At 37.4% G+C, this 16,398-nt stretch carries 17 protein-coding genes; 13 read left to right on the forward strand and 4 right to left on the reverse strand.

The window, feature by feature from the left end; all coding sequences use genetic code 11:
- Nucleotides 1–10: 10 nt before the first annotated feature.
- From LB465_RS05410 to LB465_RS05420, 3 genes are all read right to left on the reverse strand, one after another.
- On the reverse strand, nt 11–943 hold the full coding sequence (locus LB465_RS05410; protein WP_224467898.1) for a carbon-nitrogen hydrolase family protein: 933 nt from the start codon (nt 941–943) through the stop codon (nt 11–13).
- Between the two features lie 180 nt (nt 944–1,123).
- A complete protein-coding gene (locus LB465_RS05415) occupies nt 1,124–2,431 on the reverse strand; it encodes an aspartate aminotransferase family protein (RefSeq protein WP_224467900.1) in 1,308 nt (435 codons plus the stop codon).
- A 425-nt stretch (nt 2,432–2,856) separates the two neighbouring features.
- On the reverse strand, nt 2,857–3,315 hold the full coding sequence (locus LB465_RS05420) for an Lrp/AsnC family transcriptional regulator (protein ID WP_224467903.1): 459 nt from the start codon (nt 3,313–3,315) through the stop codon (nt 2,857–2,859).
- Between the two features lie 160 nt (nt 3,316–3,475).
- On the opposite strand from LB465_RS05420, the gene LB465_RS05425 reads away from it, so the two are divergent.
- The 13 genes from LB465_RS05425 (at nt 3,476) to ribB (ending at nt 15,769) form a co-directional block, all read left to right on the forward strand.
- Nucleotides 3,476–4,690 carry an aminotransferase class I/II-fold pyridoxal phosphate-dependent enzyme gene (locus LB465_RS05425; protein WP_224467905.1) on the forward strand — a complete coding sequence of 405 codons (1,215 nt, stop codon included), beginning with the start codon at nt 3,476–3,478 and terminating at the stop codon, nt 4,688–4,690.
- A 188-nt stretch (nt 4,691–4,878) separates the two neighbouring features.
- Nucleotides 4,879–5,034 carry a hypothetical protein gene (locus LB465_RS05430; RefSeq protein ID WP_224467908.1) on the forward strand — a complete coding sequence of 52 codons (156 nt, stop codon included), beginning with the start codon at nt 4,879–4,881 and terminating at the stop codon, nt 5,032–5,034.
- A gap of 298 nt (nt 5,035–5,332) precedes the next feature.
- On the forward strand, nt 5,333–5,911 hold the full coding sequence (locus tag LB465_RS05435) for a porin family protein (RefSeq protein WP_224467911.1): 579 nt from the start codon (nt 5,333–5,335) through the stop codon (nt 5,909–5,911).
- Between the two features lie 137 nt (nt 5,912–6,048).
- Entirely contained in the window at nt 6,049–7,536 is a 1,488-nt protein-coding gene (gene nhaC / locus LB465_RS05440; RefSeq protein WP_224467913.1) for a Na+/H+ antiporter NhaC, read from the forward strand.
- Nucleotides 7,537–7,721: 185 nt separating this feature from the next.
- Nucleotides 7,722–8,360 (forward strand): peroxiredoxin, encoded by a 639-nt coding sequence (locus LB465_RS05445; protein WP_224467915.1) that lies wholly within the window; start codon nt 7,722–7,724, stop codon nt 8,358–8,360.
- Nucleotides 8,361–8,382: 22 nt separating this feature from the next.
- Nucleotides 8,383–8,697 carry a thioredoxin family protein gene (locus LB465_RS05450; RefSeq protein ID WP_133549479.1) on the forward strand — a complete coding sequence of 105 codons (315 nt, stop codon included), beginning with the start codon at nt 8,383–8,385 and terminating at the stop codon, nt 8,695–8,697.
- Nucleotides 8,678–8,926 (forward strand): DUF6952 family protein, encoded by a 249-nt coding sequence (locus LB465_RS05455; protein ID WP_079713624.1) that lies wholly within the window; start codon nt 8,678–8,680, stop codon nt 8,924–8,926. The genes LB465_RS05450 and LB465_RS05455 overlap by 20 nt, the downstream gene beginning before the upstream one ends.
- Nucleotides 8,927–9,057: 131 nt before the next feature.
- Entirely contained in the window at nt 9,058–9,558 is a 501-nt protein-coding gene (tpx, locus tag LB465_RS05460) for a thiol peroxidase (protein WP_224467917.1), read from the forward strand.
- The gene (locus LB465_RS05465; RefSeq protein ID WP_224467920.1) at nt 9,558–9,920 is read left to right on the forward strand and encodes a diacylglycerol kinase; all 363 of its coding nucleotides are present in this window, start codon (nt 9,558–9,560) and stop codon (nt 9,918–9,920) included. The genes tpx and LB465_RS05465 overlap by 1 nt, the downstream gene beginning before the upstream one ends.
- Before the next feature lie 193 nt (nt 9,921–10,113).
- A complete protein-coding gene (locus tag LB465_RS05470) occupies nt 10,114–12,483 on the forward strand; it encodes a DNA translocase FtsK (protein WP_224467922.1) in 2,370 nt (789 codons plus the stop codon).
- A gap of 15 nt (nt 12,484–12,498) precedes the next feature.
- Nucleotides 12,499–13,140, forward strand: a complete 642-nt coding sequence (locus LB465_RS05475) for a LolA family protein (RefSeq protein ID WP_224467924.1) — start codon at nt 12,499–12,501, stop codon at nt 13,138–13,140.
- A gap of 1 nt (nt 13,141) precedes the next feature.
- Complete coding sequence (locus tag LB465_RS05480; protein ID WP_224467927.1) at nt 13,142–14,590, forward strand: LptF/LptG family permease; 1,449 nt, start codon at nt 13,142–13,144, stop codon at nt 14,588–14,590.
- Nucleotides 14,591–14,620: 30 nt separating this feature from the next.
- The gene (ribB, locus tag LB465_RS05485; RefSeq protein WP_224467929.1) at nt 14,621–15,769 is read left to right on the forward strand and encodes a 3,4-dihydroxy-2-butanone-4-phosphate synthase; all 1,149 of its coding nucleotides are present in this window, start codon (nt 14,621–14,623) and stop codon (nt 15,767–15,769) included.
- On the opposite strand, the gene LB465_RS05490 is transcribed toward ribB, so the two are convergent.
- The gene (locus LB465_RS05490; protein WP_224467932.1) at nt 15,766–16,398 is read right to left on the reverse strand and encodes an NAD(P)H-dependent oxidoreductase; all 633 of its coding nucleotides are present in this window, start codon (nt 16,396–16,398) and stop codon (nt 15,766–15,768) included. The two genes, ribB and LB465_RS05490, sit on opposite strands and share 4 nt — an antisense overlap.

Here is a 16,398-nt window from a genome sequence, read left to right on the forward strand (position 1 = left end):
TGTTTTTTAATTATGCGCCAAATCCTTTATAACCTGTAGGGTTTGCTGGTGGTTCATATTCATGTTCTTTCATTTTTAATTCTGCCAGGTTATCCAACCTCGTAGGCTTTATAAGTGGACCGAGTGAATTAAGATAAGGCAGCTGCGCTCCGTGTTGATAAATATTAAATTGACCAATATGATCTCTAAAACTTTTTAAGGGCTGGCCCAAGCGTAAAACTCCAAGTTCCCGACTTCTTCTAACACGACTGATGTTAAGTTCCAGGGGAAAAATCTCTTCATTTCCTTCGGCCTGATAAATCACACGACCATCGGGTCCACAAACGAGCGACCTTCCATTACCCCCGGATTCGAGTCCGTTTACATCAAAGAAGTAACACTGATTTACCGCGGCCATAGCCCTTACAATAGACAATTCAATATCCCTGTCTATAGTTCCTGTCATAGTTGGGTGCAAAATAACCTCAGCTCCCATTACCGCGAGCGTACGCACTGTTTCAGGAAACCACATATCATAACAAACAGATAGCCCGAATTTTGCAACTCCCGGCACATCAAAAACGCAAAAATCTGAACCCGGAGTAACCCCTACTTCATAAGGATAGAAAGGGAACATTTTTCTGTAACGTGTAACAATTTCCCCTTCAGGATTAATTACCGTTGCAGTGTTATAGATTTTACCTTCGCTTTTCTCGAAGATGGAACCCGGTAATAACCAAACTCCATGTTTTTTGGCCATAGCCTGCATCTCCCTTTCAAATTCTCCCGGAATTTCCTGCGCATTATGGGTTAATGGGCCGTAGCCGCATAACTCACTAAAAACCACCATATCTACCCAGGGGTAAAGACTCATGGTAATATCAAGTTTCAGCTTCATCATCTCGACATTCGAGGCGACGGCGGAAACCTTCATCTGTATTCCTGCAATTGCAAATGGATTCATATTTAATTTTTTTATTATTATCCGTAGAAAATATTTCCCCCGGATGCTTCTAATGGATTTCTTCTATTTTGCTAGTGCCCACCAATTAGTAATCTCATTAATTAATATCTACACTAAAATTATGCGGAGGATTTCATTCAATGTTCTTTAAAAAATGAACTTCAACCTACCCGATAAAATTTAAGTATGTTTTCTTATTTGATTTTCCAGAATATCCAGAGCTCTATTTAGTTGTTCATCGGTAATTACAAGTGGACATAATATTCTTATTACGTTTTTAAAGGTACCGGCGCTTATTAGAATTAAACCTTCCTTTGCACATCCTTTTACGATGTTAGCGCAGAGTTCTGTATGTGGGTTGCCGGGATCGTTATCCTTTATGAATTCTATTCCTATCATAGCACCTAATCCTCTTATATCCCCAATTTCAGGACATTCTTTCCTGAAAATTTCCATCCGGTCTCTGATGAGCTTACCTATATAAATTGCTCTCTCATTAAGGTTTTCATCCTTCATTAACTGGATAGTAGCCAAAGCTGCAGCACAACAAACAGGGCTACCAATATAGGTGCCGCCAATAGTGCCCGGTTCTGCAGCATCCATAATTTCAGCTCTACCAAGTACCGCAGCAATTGGAAGCCCGGAGCCCATAGATTTTGCATAAGTGCTAATATCAGGTTGTACTCCATAATGTTGCCAGCTGGCCCAATGCCCTGTACGGCAAAAACCGCTTTGAATCTCATCAAAAATTAACAAAACACCATGTTCATCGCAAAAGGAGCGAAGTCCTTCCAGGTATTTTTGAGGAATTGGATTAAAACCTCCTTCTCCCTGAATTGGCTCAACAATTATAGCTGCAACGCTATTTATATCAACCATACTATGGGCACTTTCCCTAAGCCTTTTTAGCTCTGTTTCTACAAATTCCTCCATATTCTGGGTGCCGTGATATTTGTAAAAATTTGGAAAAGGAATTCGGTAAACTTCAGGAGCAAAAGGCCCTGAAGAAAATTTGTAATTTACCTTACTGGTTAGGCTCATCCCCATTAATGTTCGCCCATGATATGCTTCTGTATAACAAATTACAGCAGGTCTTTTTGTGGCCTGGCGTGCAATTTTAATGGCATTCTCTACGGCTTCTGCTCCGGTGCTAATAAGCATCGCTTTCGTTTTCCCCCCGTGCGGAAGAATTTCAGCAAGTTCTTCACAGAGCTGAATGTAAGGCTCATAAGTCACTACATTAAAACTGGTATGAAGATACTTTTCAGCCTGTTCCTGGATAGCTTTCACTACAGGTTCGGGACAATGGCCTGCATTTACAACACCAATCCCACCTGCAAAATCTATATGTTCCTTTCCATCTACATCTGTTATTATTGCTCCTTTAGCCTCTTTAACCGTGGCTGTATTAAAAACGCCAACCCCGTTGGCGACAATGTTTTTTCTCCTATCAAGGAGTTGCTGAGATTTAGTTTTTTCTTCAGTCATAAATATCTGATTGTTCAGTTGAATGGTTAATCTAAAAGTTAGTAAAAGCTGTGTAGAGATAAATGAGCAGGCCACACCTCGTTTCGCTGCTTGTTAATATACAATATTATTTTCTTATTCCGGAAAGCTTTTTTACTGAAAATCAGCAAGAAAGGCTGTTTACGGCTTATTAAATGGGTTTGAAGAGCGGGATAATTAGTATAAAACCTAAACCAAAGTTCTATTTTTAAATGCTTTTATTTCTTTAATATTCAATTATTTACAATCCATATTTCTTTGAATCAAAAATTAGATTTTAAAATATTGAAACACCTCCAGGAATTGGGAAGTTAAAATTTTAAAAAAAAAGATGATCTCAGACTTCTGAAACTACGATAAGTAGGATTATTCCTACTATACTGAAACCTGTTGTGCCTACAAAAGTTTTAAAGAGGAACCGCTGTAGTGCTTTTCACAGGACTAATTATAAAAGTACTTTGGGTGCTTCCAATATGATCTAAATTGGTGAGCTTGGTAACCATAAATTCACGGTAAGCTGCCATATCTTTCACCAACACTTTTAATATATAATCGTATTCACCGCTTACGTGATAACATTCTAAAACCTCAGAAAGCTTTGCGGCTTCAGCTTCAAATTTGGTTAAATAAGACCGGGAATGTTGAATGAGTTTAATCTGGCAAAAAACCATAAAACTTTTTTCCACTTTATCAGGGGAAACCAAAGCTACATATTTCGAAATAACCCCTTCTCGTTCAAGGCGCTTAACTCTTTCAAAAACAGCCGTTACAGAAAGCTGCATTTTACTAGAGATCTCCTTGTTGGTCATTTTGCTGTCCTCCTGAAGATGTTTTAAAATCTGAAGGTCTTTTTGATCTAATTTCATAATGAAAAATATTCTATGCTTAACTTCAAATCTAAACAATTATTGATTATAATTCTATAGCATCTAATTTATATAGTTTTATTTACTGAAATTATATTTTTTAGTTGATTTTTATTCATATAGAGCTTAATTTTGAGATTAACCTATAAAATCAAATTCAATGAAATACAAACCCGCAGATAGCATCCAGGACCTTCAATATTTTGGCGAATTTGGAGGCGTTAATCCTTCCATATCCGATTCCTCTACTTATACATTTCTTTCAGCAAAAACCATGTTCGATACTTTTGAAGGAAATTCAGAAGGTTGCTACCTTTATTCGAGACATTCTTCTCCTTCAAATTTATATTTGGGCGAAGCCCTTGCAGCAATGGAAGGCACCGAAACCGCCAATGTAGCTGCCAGCGGAATGGGCGCTATCACCTCTACCCTGCTTCAGTTATGCCAGGCCGGCGATCATATTGTTTCCAGCCGCACCGTTTACGGCGGGACCTATGCATTTATGAAAAATTTTATACCGAAGTTCAATATCAAAACTTCCTTTGTAGATATTACTAATCTTGAAAGCGTTGAAGCAGCGATCACAAAAAACACAAAAGTGCTTTATTGCGAGTCGGTGAGCAATCCGCTTTTAGAAGTTGCCGATATTGAAGCTTTAGCCAAAATCGCAAAAAAACACCAGCTCACTTTTGTGGTAGATAATACGTTCTCCCCGCTTTCTATTAATCCGAAAGAATTGGGTGCAAATGTTGTAATTCATAGCCTAACCAAGTTCATTAACGGCAGCAGCGATACCGTTGGCGGTGTTACCTGTGGAAGTCAGGATTTCATTAACGCACTTCGCAGCGTTAACGATGGCGCCAATATGTTACTTGGACCAACGATGGATAGTATGCGGGCGGCTTCGGTTTTAAAGAATTTGAGGACGCTTCACATCAGGATAAAACAGCACAGCCATAATGCAATGTTTTTAGCTGAAAAATTCCAGGAAGACGGCTTGAGAACGGTTTATCCCGGATTAAAAAATCATCCCGGCCACGATATCTTTAAGAAGATGATGAATGAAGATTACGGTTTTGGTGGTTTGTTGACCGTTGATGTAGGCAGTCTTGATAAAGCCAATGCATTAATGGAATTGATGCAGGAGAAAAACCTGGGCTATCTGGCGGTAAGTCTGGGCTTCTATAAAACATTATTTAGTGCTCCCGGTAGTTCTACTTCTTCAGAAATTCCAATTGAAGAGCAGGAAGAAATGGGCTTAAGCAATGGCTTAATTCGTTTTTCTATTGGATTGGATAATGATATAGAACGGACTTATAAAATGATGAAATCCTGTATGAAGGAAGTTGAAATTTTAAGCAAAGAAATGGTTTAGAATAAAAATTCATATAAACTCTTTATAGCCCTTACAGAAAACTTTAAAGCTGTAAGGGCTTTTTTTTGTATTTCTTATATTTATTAAAATTTTTAGCTATGGATTTGAACGTGAAGAAAAAAATAATTGAATTGGTAAAAAAGTCTAAAAACAGCGTTTTTCTATATCTATAGCAAATTTACACCATTATGGATAATAATAATTCAGAAGAAGGAGAGCTACTAAACCTTCTTAATGCTGAAGAGAAAAAAGAAACCTATCAAAGTTTAAAAGATATTGAAAATCCTGATAAATTAATGAGTAAGGATAAGGCTATGGAACAAATACCGAAAAAGCTCGGATGAAATTAGAAATTAAGTGGTCTCCAAGGCTCTCGATAATTATGTGATAATTCTTAAACGAATACAACAACACTTAGAGATACTCCCGCTAAAAATTTTCGAAGTAGATTTCAGGGTATTCTTAATTTATTAACTAAATTTCCAGAATTAGGTACGCTGCAGGAGATAACAAGTGATTTACGTGCAATAAATATTATACCGAAGAATTACTATCTTTTATAAATCGACCAATACTAGTTTGCAAATAATAAACGTCGTTGACAACCGATGGCGTAATAAAAATTTTTAAATTCATTCAATTTTGAAAAAAATACTACTCCCGCTATTCTTTACATTTTTCAGCCTTAGTGCTTTTTCGCAAACCCAAAATGAAGTGCGACTTTATTACGGATTTACCAATAGTGATTTACTAAGAAGTGATGAAATTGCTGGCGGTGGCAGTACTGAGATTGAAAATTCTTATGAATTTGGATTTCGCTATTTACTTGGAATAACAGATAATTTAGCCCTGGAAACCGGACTTAACTACTGGCGCGGAGATGTGATGATAACTTCGGCCCCAATGCCGGAACAAACTACACGCTCGGAAGAATTACAAACCACCTCTATTCCTATTTATGCCAATTATACTTTTTTAGATTATTTCTTTGTAAATGGAGGTCCGGTTATGGACTTTCAAGGTTCAGAAAGTGAATCTGTAGATCCACAGGCGGGAATTGGAGTCGGTTTTGGATTAGGCGCCCAATATACTTTTAATAACTTCAATATCTACCTAAATCCTAATTTTAGAAGATACGCGGTAATTCCGTTTGAAGAGAAAAATTTTCATCAAAAACTTACCACCTTTGGAGTACAATTTGGAGTTGGATACAAATTTTAATCAATTTATAGTTATATAGAAAACTTGCTCATTTTCCTGTAAAATCGTAAAATTACAGGCGAATAGAAAAATTTGATTAAAATAAATTCAACCGAAAACCTTTTTAATAAGGTTTTATATATATACTTCAAGGCTTAATGGAAAACCAAAACCCGTCCCAAACTGAACAAATTCCTACTAATAAAGAACTTGGTATTTGGCCTGCATTAATTCCTGTTTTTGCACTTATCGCAATGCTTGCTTTTAATGTTTTTGTTTTTGGAGACGATTCCTTAAGTGGTTCCAATCAGTTTGTATTATTACTCGGCGGTGCTGTAGCGGCTATAGTTGGGTATTTCCATAATGTGGAATACGATAAAATGATCGATGAAGTTGCCGGAAACATTCAAAGTACTGCCGGTGCGATTCTTATTTTATTAATGGTAGGTGCTCTGGCAGGAACCTGGCTTATTTCTGGAATTATCCCCACCATGATCTACTACGGATTACAAATCTTGAATCCTACGATCTTTCTTGCTGCCTGTGTAGTTATTTGTGCTGTAATTTCAGTAGCAACCGGAAGTAGCTGGACTACTTCTGCAACTGTTGGTATTGCATTAATAGGAATTGCTGAAGCTTTAGGAATTTCGATAGGAATGACCGCAGGGGCAATTCTTTCTGGAGCCTATTTTGGTGATAAATTATCGCCTTTAAGCGATACTACCAACCTTGCACCTGCAATGGCGGGAACCGATCTTTTCACTCACATTCGGTATATGACGCTTACCACGGTTCCTACAATTACAATAACGCTTATTATTTTCGTAATTATAGGACTGAATTTAGATACTTCCGGGACTACCGATACTTCAGCTATACTTGCTTCCATAGAAAATTCATTCAGAATATCCCCCTGGTTATTTTTAGTTCCAATAATTGTAATCGTCTTGATTATAAAAAAGACTTCCCCACTAATTGCTCTATTGTTGGGAACCTTGCTTGGTGCGGCCGCTGCGTTATTCTTTCAACCAGGTATTGTAGCGCAAATTGCAGGAACCAATGACCTCAATTTTATTAGTGGCTACCGCGGCGTTATGCAAGCCATTACTGTGGAAACCGCTGTAGAAACAGATAATGAAAATTTAAACGATTTATTTTCTGCGGGAGGAATGGCAGGAATGCTGGGGACCATTTGGTTAATTATTTGTGCGATGGTTTTTGGTGGAATTATGGAAGCTATTGGAGCACTTGCGCGAATTAGTAAAGCCTTATTAAACCTATTTCATACAACCTTTGGTTTATTTGCCAGTACGGTTTTTAGCTGTCTTGCTTTAAATGCAACCGCTTCCGATCAATATTTGGCCATTGTAGTTCCGGGAAAAATGTTTGCTAAAGCTTATCGGGATAAAGGCCTGGCTCCAGAAAATTTGAGTAGAACACTGGAAGATTCTGGTACGGTAACTTCGGTATTAGTTCCGTGGAATACCTGCGGGGCATATCATAGTGGAGTATTAGGCGTTCCTACACTTAGTTATGCAGGTTATGCTTTCTTCAATTATCTAAGCCCATTTATGACCTTGCTTTTTGCTGCTTTCAGTATAAAAATCCAGGAATTAAGTGAATCTACCAAAACGCAAACGGCTTAAAAGCACCGTATATACTGGAAAATAATTGTTAAATAAGACTTATCTATTTCTTATTGTTTCAACGATAAGAAAAACCTATTATCGCATAGTATTTTAAAATTTCAATAATTTTTACAAGGGTAAACTTTCCTTAAATTTGCACAAGAATTACAACGAAAGTTAAACCAATAAAAAACAGAATTAATATGTCATTAGTAGGAAAAAAATTTCCAAATTTAAGCGTAAATGCAATGGATGAAATGGGTGATACCTTTCAACTAAATATTTTGGAAGAAGCACAAAAGAACAAGAAAAAAGTATTGTTGTTTTGGTACCCTAAAGATTTCACCTTTGTTTGCCCCACAGAATTACACGCTTTCCAAAAAGCAGCAGAAGAATTTGAAAAACGAAATGTAATGGTAGTTGGAGCTTCTTGTGATACTCCAGAAGTGCATTTCGCCTGGCTAAGTACTCCAAAAGATAATGGAGGGATTGAAGGCGTTAAATACCCAATCCTTGCAGATTCTAACAGAAACCTAAGTTCCCGTCTTGGAATTTTAGATATCACCGGAGAGTCCTATGACGAAGAAACCGGAGATGTTACTTTAGAAGGAGATAACGTTACTTACCGTGCAACTTACCTTATTGACGAAGATGGAAAAATCTTCCACGAAGGAGTTAACGATATGCCACTTGGTAGAAACGTAGCAGAATTCTTAAGACTTGTAGACGCTTACACTCACGTACAGGAAAAAGGTGAGGTTTGTCCTGCAAACTGGGAAGAAGGTAAAGATGCAATGAACGCCGATAGAGACGGAGTTGCTTCTTACCTAAGCTTAAACTAAGAAAAAAGGGAAAGAAATTGTTATGATAAAAGAATTAGAACAGGATAATTTAAACGAGATAGTTTCAGATAACGAAACCGTTGTGGTACAGTATATGGCCGGATGGTGTGGTAACTGCCGATTGATGAAGCCTAAATTCAAGAAATTGGCTTCAGAAAATGAGAACGCTACGTTCTTATTGGTAGATGCCGAAAAATATCCGGAATCACGAAAACTGGCTAAAGTTGATAACTTACCAACTTTTGCCACATTCAAAAACGGAAGTCTCGTAAACCAGGTACAAACCAACAAATTTGAACCTCTAAAAGACCTAGTAAATGAAGTTACCAGTAATTAAACATTTAGCTCGAGAGAACGAAGTTCAAAAACTGGAGCATACCATAGAAGTACTCGAAAGCTATACTGAACACCGTTCAGTTAAAGACGAGGAAATGGATGTGATAGGTGAATTGATTTCGAACTTATGTGGCGCTGTAGAAGTTAAGCATTCAATAGATGGAGGAACTCCAGAAAAAGATGCCTGCAACAACTTTATGCAAAAAGTAGTTGGTTCTATAGACCGTTAGGAATCGCGTTTTGAATATAATTTAAAAAGGGCTGTCTTATATTAAGGCAGCCCTTTGTTTTTATGATAATTTTAGTAAATCCCTAAAAGAGATGTTCTAAATTTAGCAATCCAATCTTATAATAAACATCCATGTCGCAGATAACTTTAAAAGGTGAAAAAATTAACACCTATGGCAGCCTTCCTGAAAAAGGCGAGAAAGCACCACATTTCGCACTTATTAAATCAGATCTTAGCACCGCAACTTTAAATGATTTTAAAGGCAAGCGCGTGATCCTAAATATTTTCCCAAGCATTGATACAGGGGTTTGTGCAACTTCGGTAAGAAAATTTAACGAACGTGCTACTGAACTTGAGAATACCGTTGTACTTTGTATTTCCCGGGATTTACCATTTGCACAAAAGCGTTTTGTAAATGATGAAGGTTTAGAAAATATAATTAACCTCTCAGATTTTAGAGATCGAAACTTCGGCAAAGATTACGGACTGGAAATTATGGACGGTCCTTTTGAGGCTTTGCTTTCCAGGGTTGTAATTGTATTAGATGAAAACGGAAACGTTATTCATAGCCAACAAGTTCCGGAGATTGGTGAAGAACCAGATTATCTTGCTGCACTTAAAACCCTGTTATAATGCGGGATAGTTTCCTCGGAAAAAGAATTAGAGGAGGCGGCTATGCCATTAAAGGTGCCTGGTTGTTATTAAAACATGAGCAAAGCATACAGGTGCAATTTGTGCTTGCCATAATTATGTGTATTGCCGGTTATTTCTTTGATATTACCAAATCCGAATGGATGTTTCAGTTTTTAGCGATAGGCCTTGTAATGACTGCTGAAGGTCTAAATTCAGGAATAGAAGCAATGGCAGATTTCGTGCATCCAGATTTTCATAGCAAGATTGGGCATATTAAGGATATTGCTGCCGGCGCTGTATTTATTGCGGCCTTAATTGCAGTAATAATCGGTGCGTTTATTTACTTTCCTTATATTTTTTAAAATAATTCCTGGTTTAGCTTTCACAACCTAAGGCTTTTAAATTCTGAGGCATTTTAAGCTTTACTTCTCAAAAAATAATTGCTTAGATTTGAACGTTTAAGCATACAAAACAGCACCCGCTAAACTGAAAGCAATTTTCTTTATTTTAGACGGGGCTAATTTGTATTTTTGCTCAAAATCCTACTTATCATCTATGGCCAAAAAGAAAACCAGGACTAAAACAAGCACCGGGAAAAAGTCGACTAAATTTTCCTTCAAACTTAACCGGCAACAAAAGGTAGTTTTAGGCAGTTTTTTAATGTTATTTGGCCTTGCTTTAAGCGTAGCATTCATTTCATTTCTATTCAACTGGCAGGTAGATCAAAGCACACTTGGTGAATTCTCAAACCGGGAAATAGAAACCAAAAACTGGCTAAGTAAATTTGGTGCTGCAGTTAGCGACTTTTTTATGTACCAGGGTTTTGGCGTTGCCGCTTTTATCTTTTCAATTTTAGTAAGCTACACCGGTTTTCATCTTTTTCTTGGCGTAAAATCTACAAAACTTAGGGAATCCTGGTTTTGGGGAATTTTAATTATGCTTTGGCTTGCTATTTTCTTCGGATTTTTCGCTGCAGAAAATCCGCTTCTTGGTGGCAGGATCGGGTTTGAAATGAACGATTTTCTTCAGGATTATTTAGGTTTTTTCGGAACGATCTTGTTGATGTTGTTTCTGTTTATTGCCTATCTCACTCTAAGATTGAAGATTACACCAGAATTAATTGGAAGCTTTCTGAAATCTAAAAAAGACAGTCTCAACAAGGAATTTCAATCGAATAAAGAAGAGCTTTCAGCTACAGAGGAAGAAACAGACTGGAAAGAAAAATCAATCCCAAAAACTGAAAAACCCGCTCAAAAATCTTCAGCAGAAATAAAACTGGATACCACTCCCCCAAAAGAAGAAAAACCTACTCCTACTCCAAAACCAAAGTCGGCTGAGCCCGAAGAGGTCGAGATGGAAGTAGAAACAGCGCATGAAGAAGAGCTGGATGAAGATAAAATAAGCAATAAAATCGTTAAGGATTTTGGTGAATTTGATCCCACTTTAGAATTAAGCAATTATAAATTTCCAACCCTGGACCTGCTCCAGGAATATGGTGGCGGTATTACGGTAGACCAGGAAGAGCTTGAAGGGCATAAAAACCGTATTGTAGATACGCTTAAAAATTATAAAATTGAAATTGCACAAATTAAAGCAACCGTAGGTCCCACGGTAACGCTATACGAGATTGTACCCGAGGCCGGAATAAGGATTTCAAAAATTAAAAACCTGGAAGACGATATTGCGCTTTCCCTTTCAGCATTGGGAATTCGTATAATTGCTCCAATTCCTGGAAAAGGTACTATAGGTATTGAAGTTCCGAATAAAAACGCAACTATTGTTTCTATGCGTTCGGTAATTGCTTCGCCTAAATTCCAGAATGCCGAAATGGAATTACCAATGGCACTTGGGAAAACTATTTCTAACGAAACTTTTGTGGTAGACCTGGCAAAAATGCCGCATATGCTTATGGCGGGGGCTACAGGACAGGGTAAATCGGTTGGATTAAATGCCATTCTTACTTCCCTACTCTACAGCAAACATCCTGCAGAAGTAAAATTTGTGCTGGTAGATCCTAAAAAAGTAGAACTTACGCTTTTCAATAAAATTGAAAGACATTACCTAGCTAAACTTCCGGATTCCGGAGACGCAATTATTACCGATAATACTAAAGTTATCAATACCCTAAATTCTTTATGTATTGAAATGGATAATCGTTACGAGCTGCTTAAAGATGCGATGGTTCGTAATATTAAGGAATACAACGTTAAATTTAAAGCAAGAAAATTAAATCCGGAAAACGGTCATAAATTCCTTCCCTACATCGTTCTGGTAGTAGACGAATTTGCCGATTTAATTATGACTGCCGGAAAAGAAGTAGAAACCCCAATTGCCCGTTTAGCGCAGCTGGCCCGAGCGATTGGAATTCATTTAATTATTGCTACACAAAGACCATCGGTAAACGTGATTACCGGAATTATAAAAGCCAACTTCCCTGCCAGGATCGCCTTTAGGGTGACTTCAAAGATAGATTCCAGGACCATTTTAGATGGCCAGGGGGCAGATCAGCTAATTGGGCGTGGAGATATGCTATTTACGCAGGGAAATGAGTTAAGACGTTTACAATGTGCTTTCGTAGATACGCCGGAAGTGGATAAAATCACCGAATTTATTGGTTCGCAAAAAGCTTATCCAGAAGCCCACCAACTTCCTGCTTACGAAGCAGATGATAGTGGCACAGGTGTTGATATAGATATTAGCGAAAGAGATAAACTCTTTAGAGAAGCTGCCGAGGTGATCGTTACCGCTCAACAAGGCTCGGCTTCTTTGCTGCAACGTAAACTAAAATTGGGTTACAATCGCGCCGGTAGAATCATAGATCAATTAGAAGCAGCCGGTATTGTAGGACCTTTTGAAGGTAGTAAAGCCCGACAGGTTTTAGTGACCGATCTTGCAGCCTTAGATCAATTATTAAATGAAGAATAACACCTAATTACTAAGATGAAAAATTTAATTTTTATTACGCTCGCTATTTTCACCATAAGTTTGCAAGCGCAGAATTCCACAAAAGCAGGGAGCCTTCTAAACGAAGTTTCTTCAAAGGTTAAAGGTTACAACAATATGGTGATAGATTTTAAGTACACCTTGCAAAACAATGCCGCCAACGTAAACCAGGAAACTCGTGGTGATGTAAGCATTAAAGGTGAAAAATATGTACTAAACTTAATGGGGACAACCCAAATGTTTGATGGGAAGAAAATCTATACCATAATTCCCGAAGATGAAGAGATAAATATTTCTACCTATGTTGAAGAGGAAGAGAATAATATTACTCCTTCTAAAATGTTCACTTTCTATGAAGAAGGCTATAATTATGAAATGGATGCCGCTCAAAATTTAAATGGTCGCAAAATTCAATATGTAAAGTTAACACCCAAAGACAGCAATGCCGAAGTTAAAAATATTCTACTTGGGATAGACAGCCAAACCAAGCATATTTATAACCTTATCCAAACCCAGAATAACAACACCAAAATAACTATTACCGTAAAAAGCTTTAAAACCGATCAGGAACTCGCGCAAAACCTTTTTACTTTTGAAGAAGATCGTTACGAAGATTTTTACATCAATAGATTAGACTAAATTGAAAATATTAGACCGGTACATACTCACCAGTTACCTAAAAACGTTTTTTACAGTTTTTATCATCCTAATGTTCATCTTTGTACTTCAAACCATTTGGTTGTACATAGGTGAACTGGCCGGGAAAGATTTGGATACCGAGATAATTTTTAAATTCCTTCTCTATTTTTCTCCCAAACTGGTGCCACTGGTTTTACCGCTTACCATCCTGCTTACTTCCATAATGACTTTTGGTAATTTTGCCGAAAATTATGAGTTTGCAGCAATGAAATCTTCCGGGATTTCACTTCAAAGGGCAATGCGTAGCCTAACTTTTTTCATCTTATTAGTGAGCGTTACCGCATTCTTTTTTGCCAACAATGTAATCCCTGCCGCTGAATATAAATCGATAAATCTCAGGAAAAATATTGCTAAGTTAAAACCGGCAATGGCCATTACCGAAGGTGTTTTTAACGATCTGGGAACCATAAATATTAAAGTTGAAGACAAAAGCGGTGATAACGGCCAATATCTTACGGATGTTATTATTCATAAAAAAACGGCTCGCAGCGGAAACTTTACAGTAATGAAAGCCAAAGAAGGCGAATTAATGGGTAGTACAGATTCTGAAGTACTTTCACTAATCTTGAAAGATGGTAATTATTACGACGAAATTCAACCTACAGATTATTCTAAAAGAAGAAATAAACCTTTTGCCAAGAGTTATTTTGAAGAATACACGATAAATCTGGATCTTTCCGATTTTAATAATGTAGACCTGGAAGATGAAAGTTACAGCAATACCCAGGGAATGCTTAATATTTCTGAACTTAAGCAAAGTTTAGATTCATTTTCTATAGCCCATAATGAAAAGAAAGAAAGTCTGAGTGAAAATTTATACCGCCGTACAGATTTTGACAATATAGAGATTAATCTTAATCCTTCAGATTCCGTAAAAGAGATTGAGAATACTATTCTTGAAGAATACGATACTTACCAGGCGATTCAAATTGTTAATCTGTCATTAGGATCTGTAAACGGGGCGCTTTCACATCTAAATATTAAAAGATCTGAATTAAAAAATTCTACCAAACAACTTAATAAATTCGAAATAGCCCTTCACGAAAAATATGTTTTGGCTGCGGCCTGTATTATTTTGTTCTTTGTAGGTGCACCTTTAGGCGCCATAATAAGAAAAGGAGGAATGGGATTACCTATGGTTGTTGCTGTTCTACTTTTCCTAACTTATCACTTTATAGGCATTTTCGCTAAAAATAGTGCAGAAGATGGCAGTATTAGTCCGTTTTGGGCTACCTGGCTTTCCACTTTAATTATGCTGCCATTGGGAATTTATCTTACTTACCGGGCCACTACCGATCAGGGTCTTTTTGCTTTTGATACTATTACCGAACCTATACGGAAAGGCCTTAAAAAAGCTGGTATAATTAAGCCGAAAAGAAAAATAGATTAAATATCTTTGCAGCCCAAAATAACACACAACATGGCTCAGGAAACCACTACCGAAACTCCCTTTAAACTTCACAGCATCCACGAAGCGATAGACGATATTCGTGAAGGCAAGGTTATTATTGTGGTAGATGATGAAGACAGGGAGAATGAAGGAGATTTTGTTGCAGCCGCAGAAAAGGTGACTCCGGAAATGATCAATTTTATGGCTACTCACGGCCGCGGACTCATTTGCGCACCAATTACAGAAGAACGTTGTAAAAACCTGAAACTGGAAATGATGGTGAGTAACAATACCGATCCTATGGAAACCGGTTTTACCATCTCTGTAGATTTGCGCGGTAAAGGTGTTACTACGGGAATTTCAGCATCAGACCGGGCTAAAACTATTCAGTCGCTTATAGATCCCGAAACAAAACCAATAGACCTAAACCGTCCAGGGCATATTTTTCCGCTTAAAGCCAAAGAAGGCGGTGTTCTAAGAAGAACCGGACATACCGAAGCTGCCATAGATTTTGCAAGACTTGCCGGTTTTGAGCCTGCAGGAGTTATTGTGGAGATTATGAATGAGGATGGTTCTATGGCCAGGCTTCCACAACTAATGGAAGTTGCCGAAAAATTTGATCTTAAAATTGTTTCAATTGAAGCTTTGGTAGCTTATAGAATGCAGCACGATTCTTTAATCGAGAAAAAAGAAGATTTTGATCTTGAAACCCGTTTTGGAAAATTTAGATTAAGAGCATATCGTCAAACTACAAATGGCCAGGTTCATCTGGCGCTTACCAAAGGAAGCTGGAAAAATGATGAAGAAATTCTGGTTCGCGTAAACTCTACTTTGGTAAATAATGACATCCTGGGAACGCTTACCAATGATGCTGATAAGAAATTGGATAGCATGTTTAGGGCTATTAATGATGAAGGCCGTGGGGCTATTGTTTTTATAAACCCTGCTATACAGTCTTTAAACTTACTGGCCCGCCTTGCTGAGCTAAAAGAACGCCAGAAAAAAGGCGAAGTAAAAGCTCCGCCAATTAATATGGACAATAAAGATTTTGGTATTGGGGCCCAGATTTTACACGACCTGGAAATTCATAAAATCAAGTTGCTTTCTAACACTCAACAAACTAAACGTGTGGGGATGATTGGTTATGAGCTTGAAATTACCCGCTACGTAAATTATTAATTCATTTCAATAATTACATCACCAAGCGGTCTTCGTACCTTTTTAAATTCAGAAAACATATCGTCTTCTGCGCGATAACCAACGGGCAAGGCCAACACCGATTTTAAATTATGTACCTCTAAATCTAGAAGTTCGTCATACTTATCGGGCTCAAAACCTTCCATTGGGCAGGCATCTATTTCTTCGGTAGCACAAACGGTTAAAAGCGTACCTAAGGTTAAATAAGCTTGATTTATAGCCCAGGAGTGCACTTCCTCTTCTGCTTTAGATTCAAAACTATCTACCAAAGAGTTTTTAAAAGGATCTAAAATCTCATCTGGAGTTTCCCTGATATGTTTTACCCTTTTAAAATATTGCTCAATAAAATGTTTGTCTACTTTCTTCTCAATACAAATCACCAGAACATGAGAAGCAGTATTTAATTGTTGTTGCTCCCAGGAGGCAGATTTCAGCTTTTCCTGAAGATCCTTATTGCGCACCACCACCATTTTTAAAGGTTGCAAACCATAGGAAGTTGCGGTGAGGTTAAAAGCTTCTTTAAGAATGTCTATTTTCTCTTCAGAAAGTATTTTATTTGGATCGAACTTTTTGGTAGCATAACGCCATTGTAAAGCTTTAATATTGCTCAT

The sequence above is a fragment of the Salegentibacter lacus genome, assembly GCF_020164555.1.
Taxonomy (GTDB): Bacteria; Bacteroidota; Bacteroidia; order Flavobacteriales; family Flavobacteriaceae; genus Salegentibacter; species Salegentibacter lacus.

What these genes read in the sequence shown, in the direction of transcription:
- LB465_RS05410 (WP_224467898.1), bottom strand. Translation starts at nt 943, where the DNA reads ATGAATCCATTTGCAATTGCAGGAATACAGATGAAGGTTTCCGCCGTC.
- LB465_RS05415 (WP_224467900.1), bottom strand. Translation starts at nt 2,431, where the DNA reads ATGACTGAAGAAAAAACTAAATCTCAGCAACTCCTTGATAGGAGAAAA.
- LB465_RS05420 (WP_224467903.1), bottom strand. Translation starts at nt 3,315, where the DNA reads ATGAAATTAGATCAAAAAGACCTTCAGATTTTAAAACATCTTCAGGAG.
- LB465_RS05425 (WP_224467905.1), top strand. Translation starts at nt 3,476, where the DNA reads ATGAAATACAAACCCGCAGATAGCATCCAGGACCTTCAATATTTTGGC.
- LB465_RS05430 (WP_224467908.1), top strand. Translation starts at nt 4,879, where the DNA reads ATGGATAATAATAATTCAGAAGAAGGAGAGCTACTAAACCTTCTTAAT.
- nhaC (WP_224467913.1), top strand. Translation starts at nt 6,049, where the DNA reads ATGGAAAACCAAAACCCGTCCCAAACTGAACAAATTCCTACTAATAAA.
- LB465_RS05445 (WP_224467915.1), top strand. Translation starts at nt 7,722, where the DNA reads ATGTCATTAGTAGGAAAAAAATTTCCAAATTTAAGCGTAAATGCAATG.
- LB465_RS05450 (WP_133549479.1), top strand. Translation starts at nt 8,383, where the DNA reads ATGATAAAAGAATTAGAACAGGATAATTTAAACGAGATAGTTTCAGAT.
- LB465_RS05455 (WP_079713624.1), top strand. Translation starts at nt 8,678, where the DNA reads ATGAAGTTACCAGTAATTAAACATTTAGCTCGAGAGAACGAAGTTCAA.
- tpx (WP_224467917.1), top strand. Translation starts at nt 9,058, where the DNA reads ATGTCGCAGATAACTTTAAAAGGTGAAAAAATTAACACCTATGGCAGC.
- LB465_RS05465 (WP_224467920.1), top strand. Translation starts at nt 9,558, where the DNA reads ATGCGGGATAGTTTCCTCGGAAAAAGAATTAGAGGAGGCGGCTATGCC.
- LB465_RS05470 (WP_224467922.1), top strand. Translation starts at nt 10,114, where the DNA reads ATGGCCAAAAAGAAAACCAGGACTAAAACAAGCACCGGGAAAAAGTCG.
- LB465_RS05475 (WP_224467924.1), top strand. Translation starts at nt 12,499, where the DNA reads ATGAAAAATTTAATTTTTATTACGCTCGCTATTTTCACCATAAGTTTG.
- ribB (WP_224467929.1), top strand. Translation starts at nt 14,621, where the DNA reads ATGGCTCAGGAAACCACTACCGAAACTCCCTTTAAACTTCACAGCATC.
- LB465_RS05490 (WP_224467932.1), bottom strand. Translation starts at nt 16,398, where the DNA reads ATGAGCAATATTAAAGCTTTACAATGGCGTTATGCTACCAAAAAGTTC.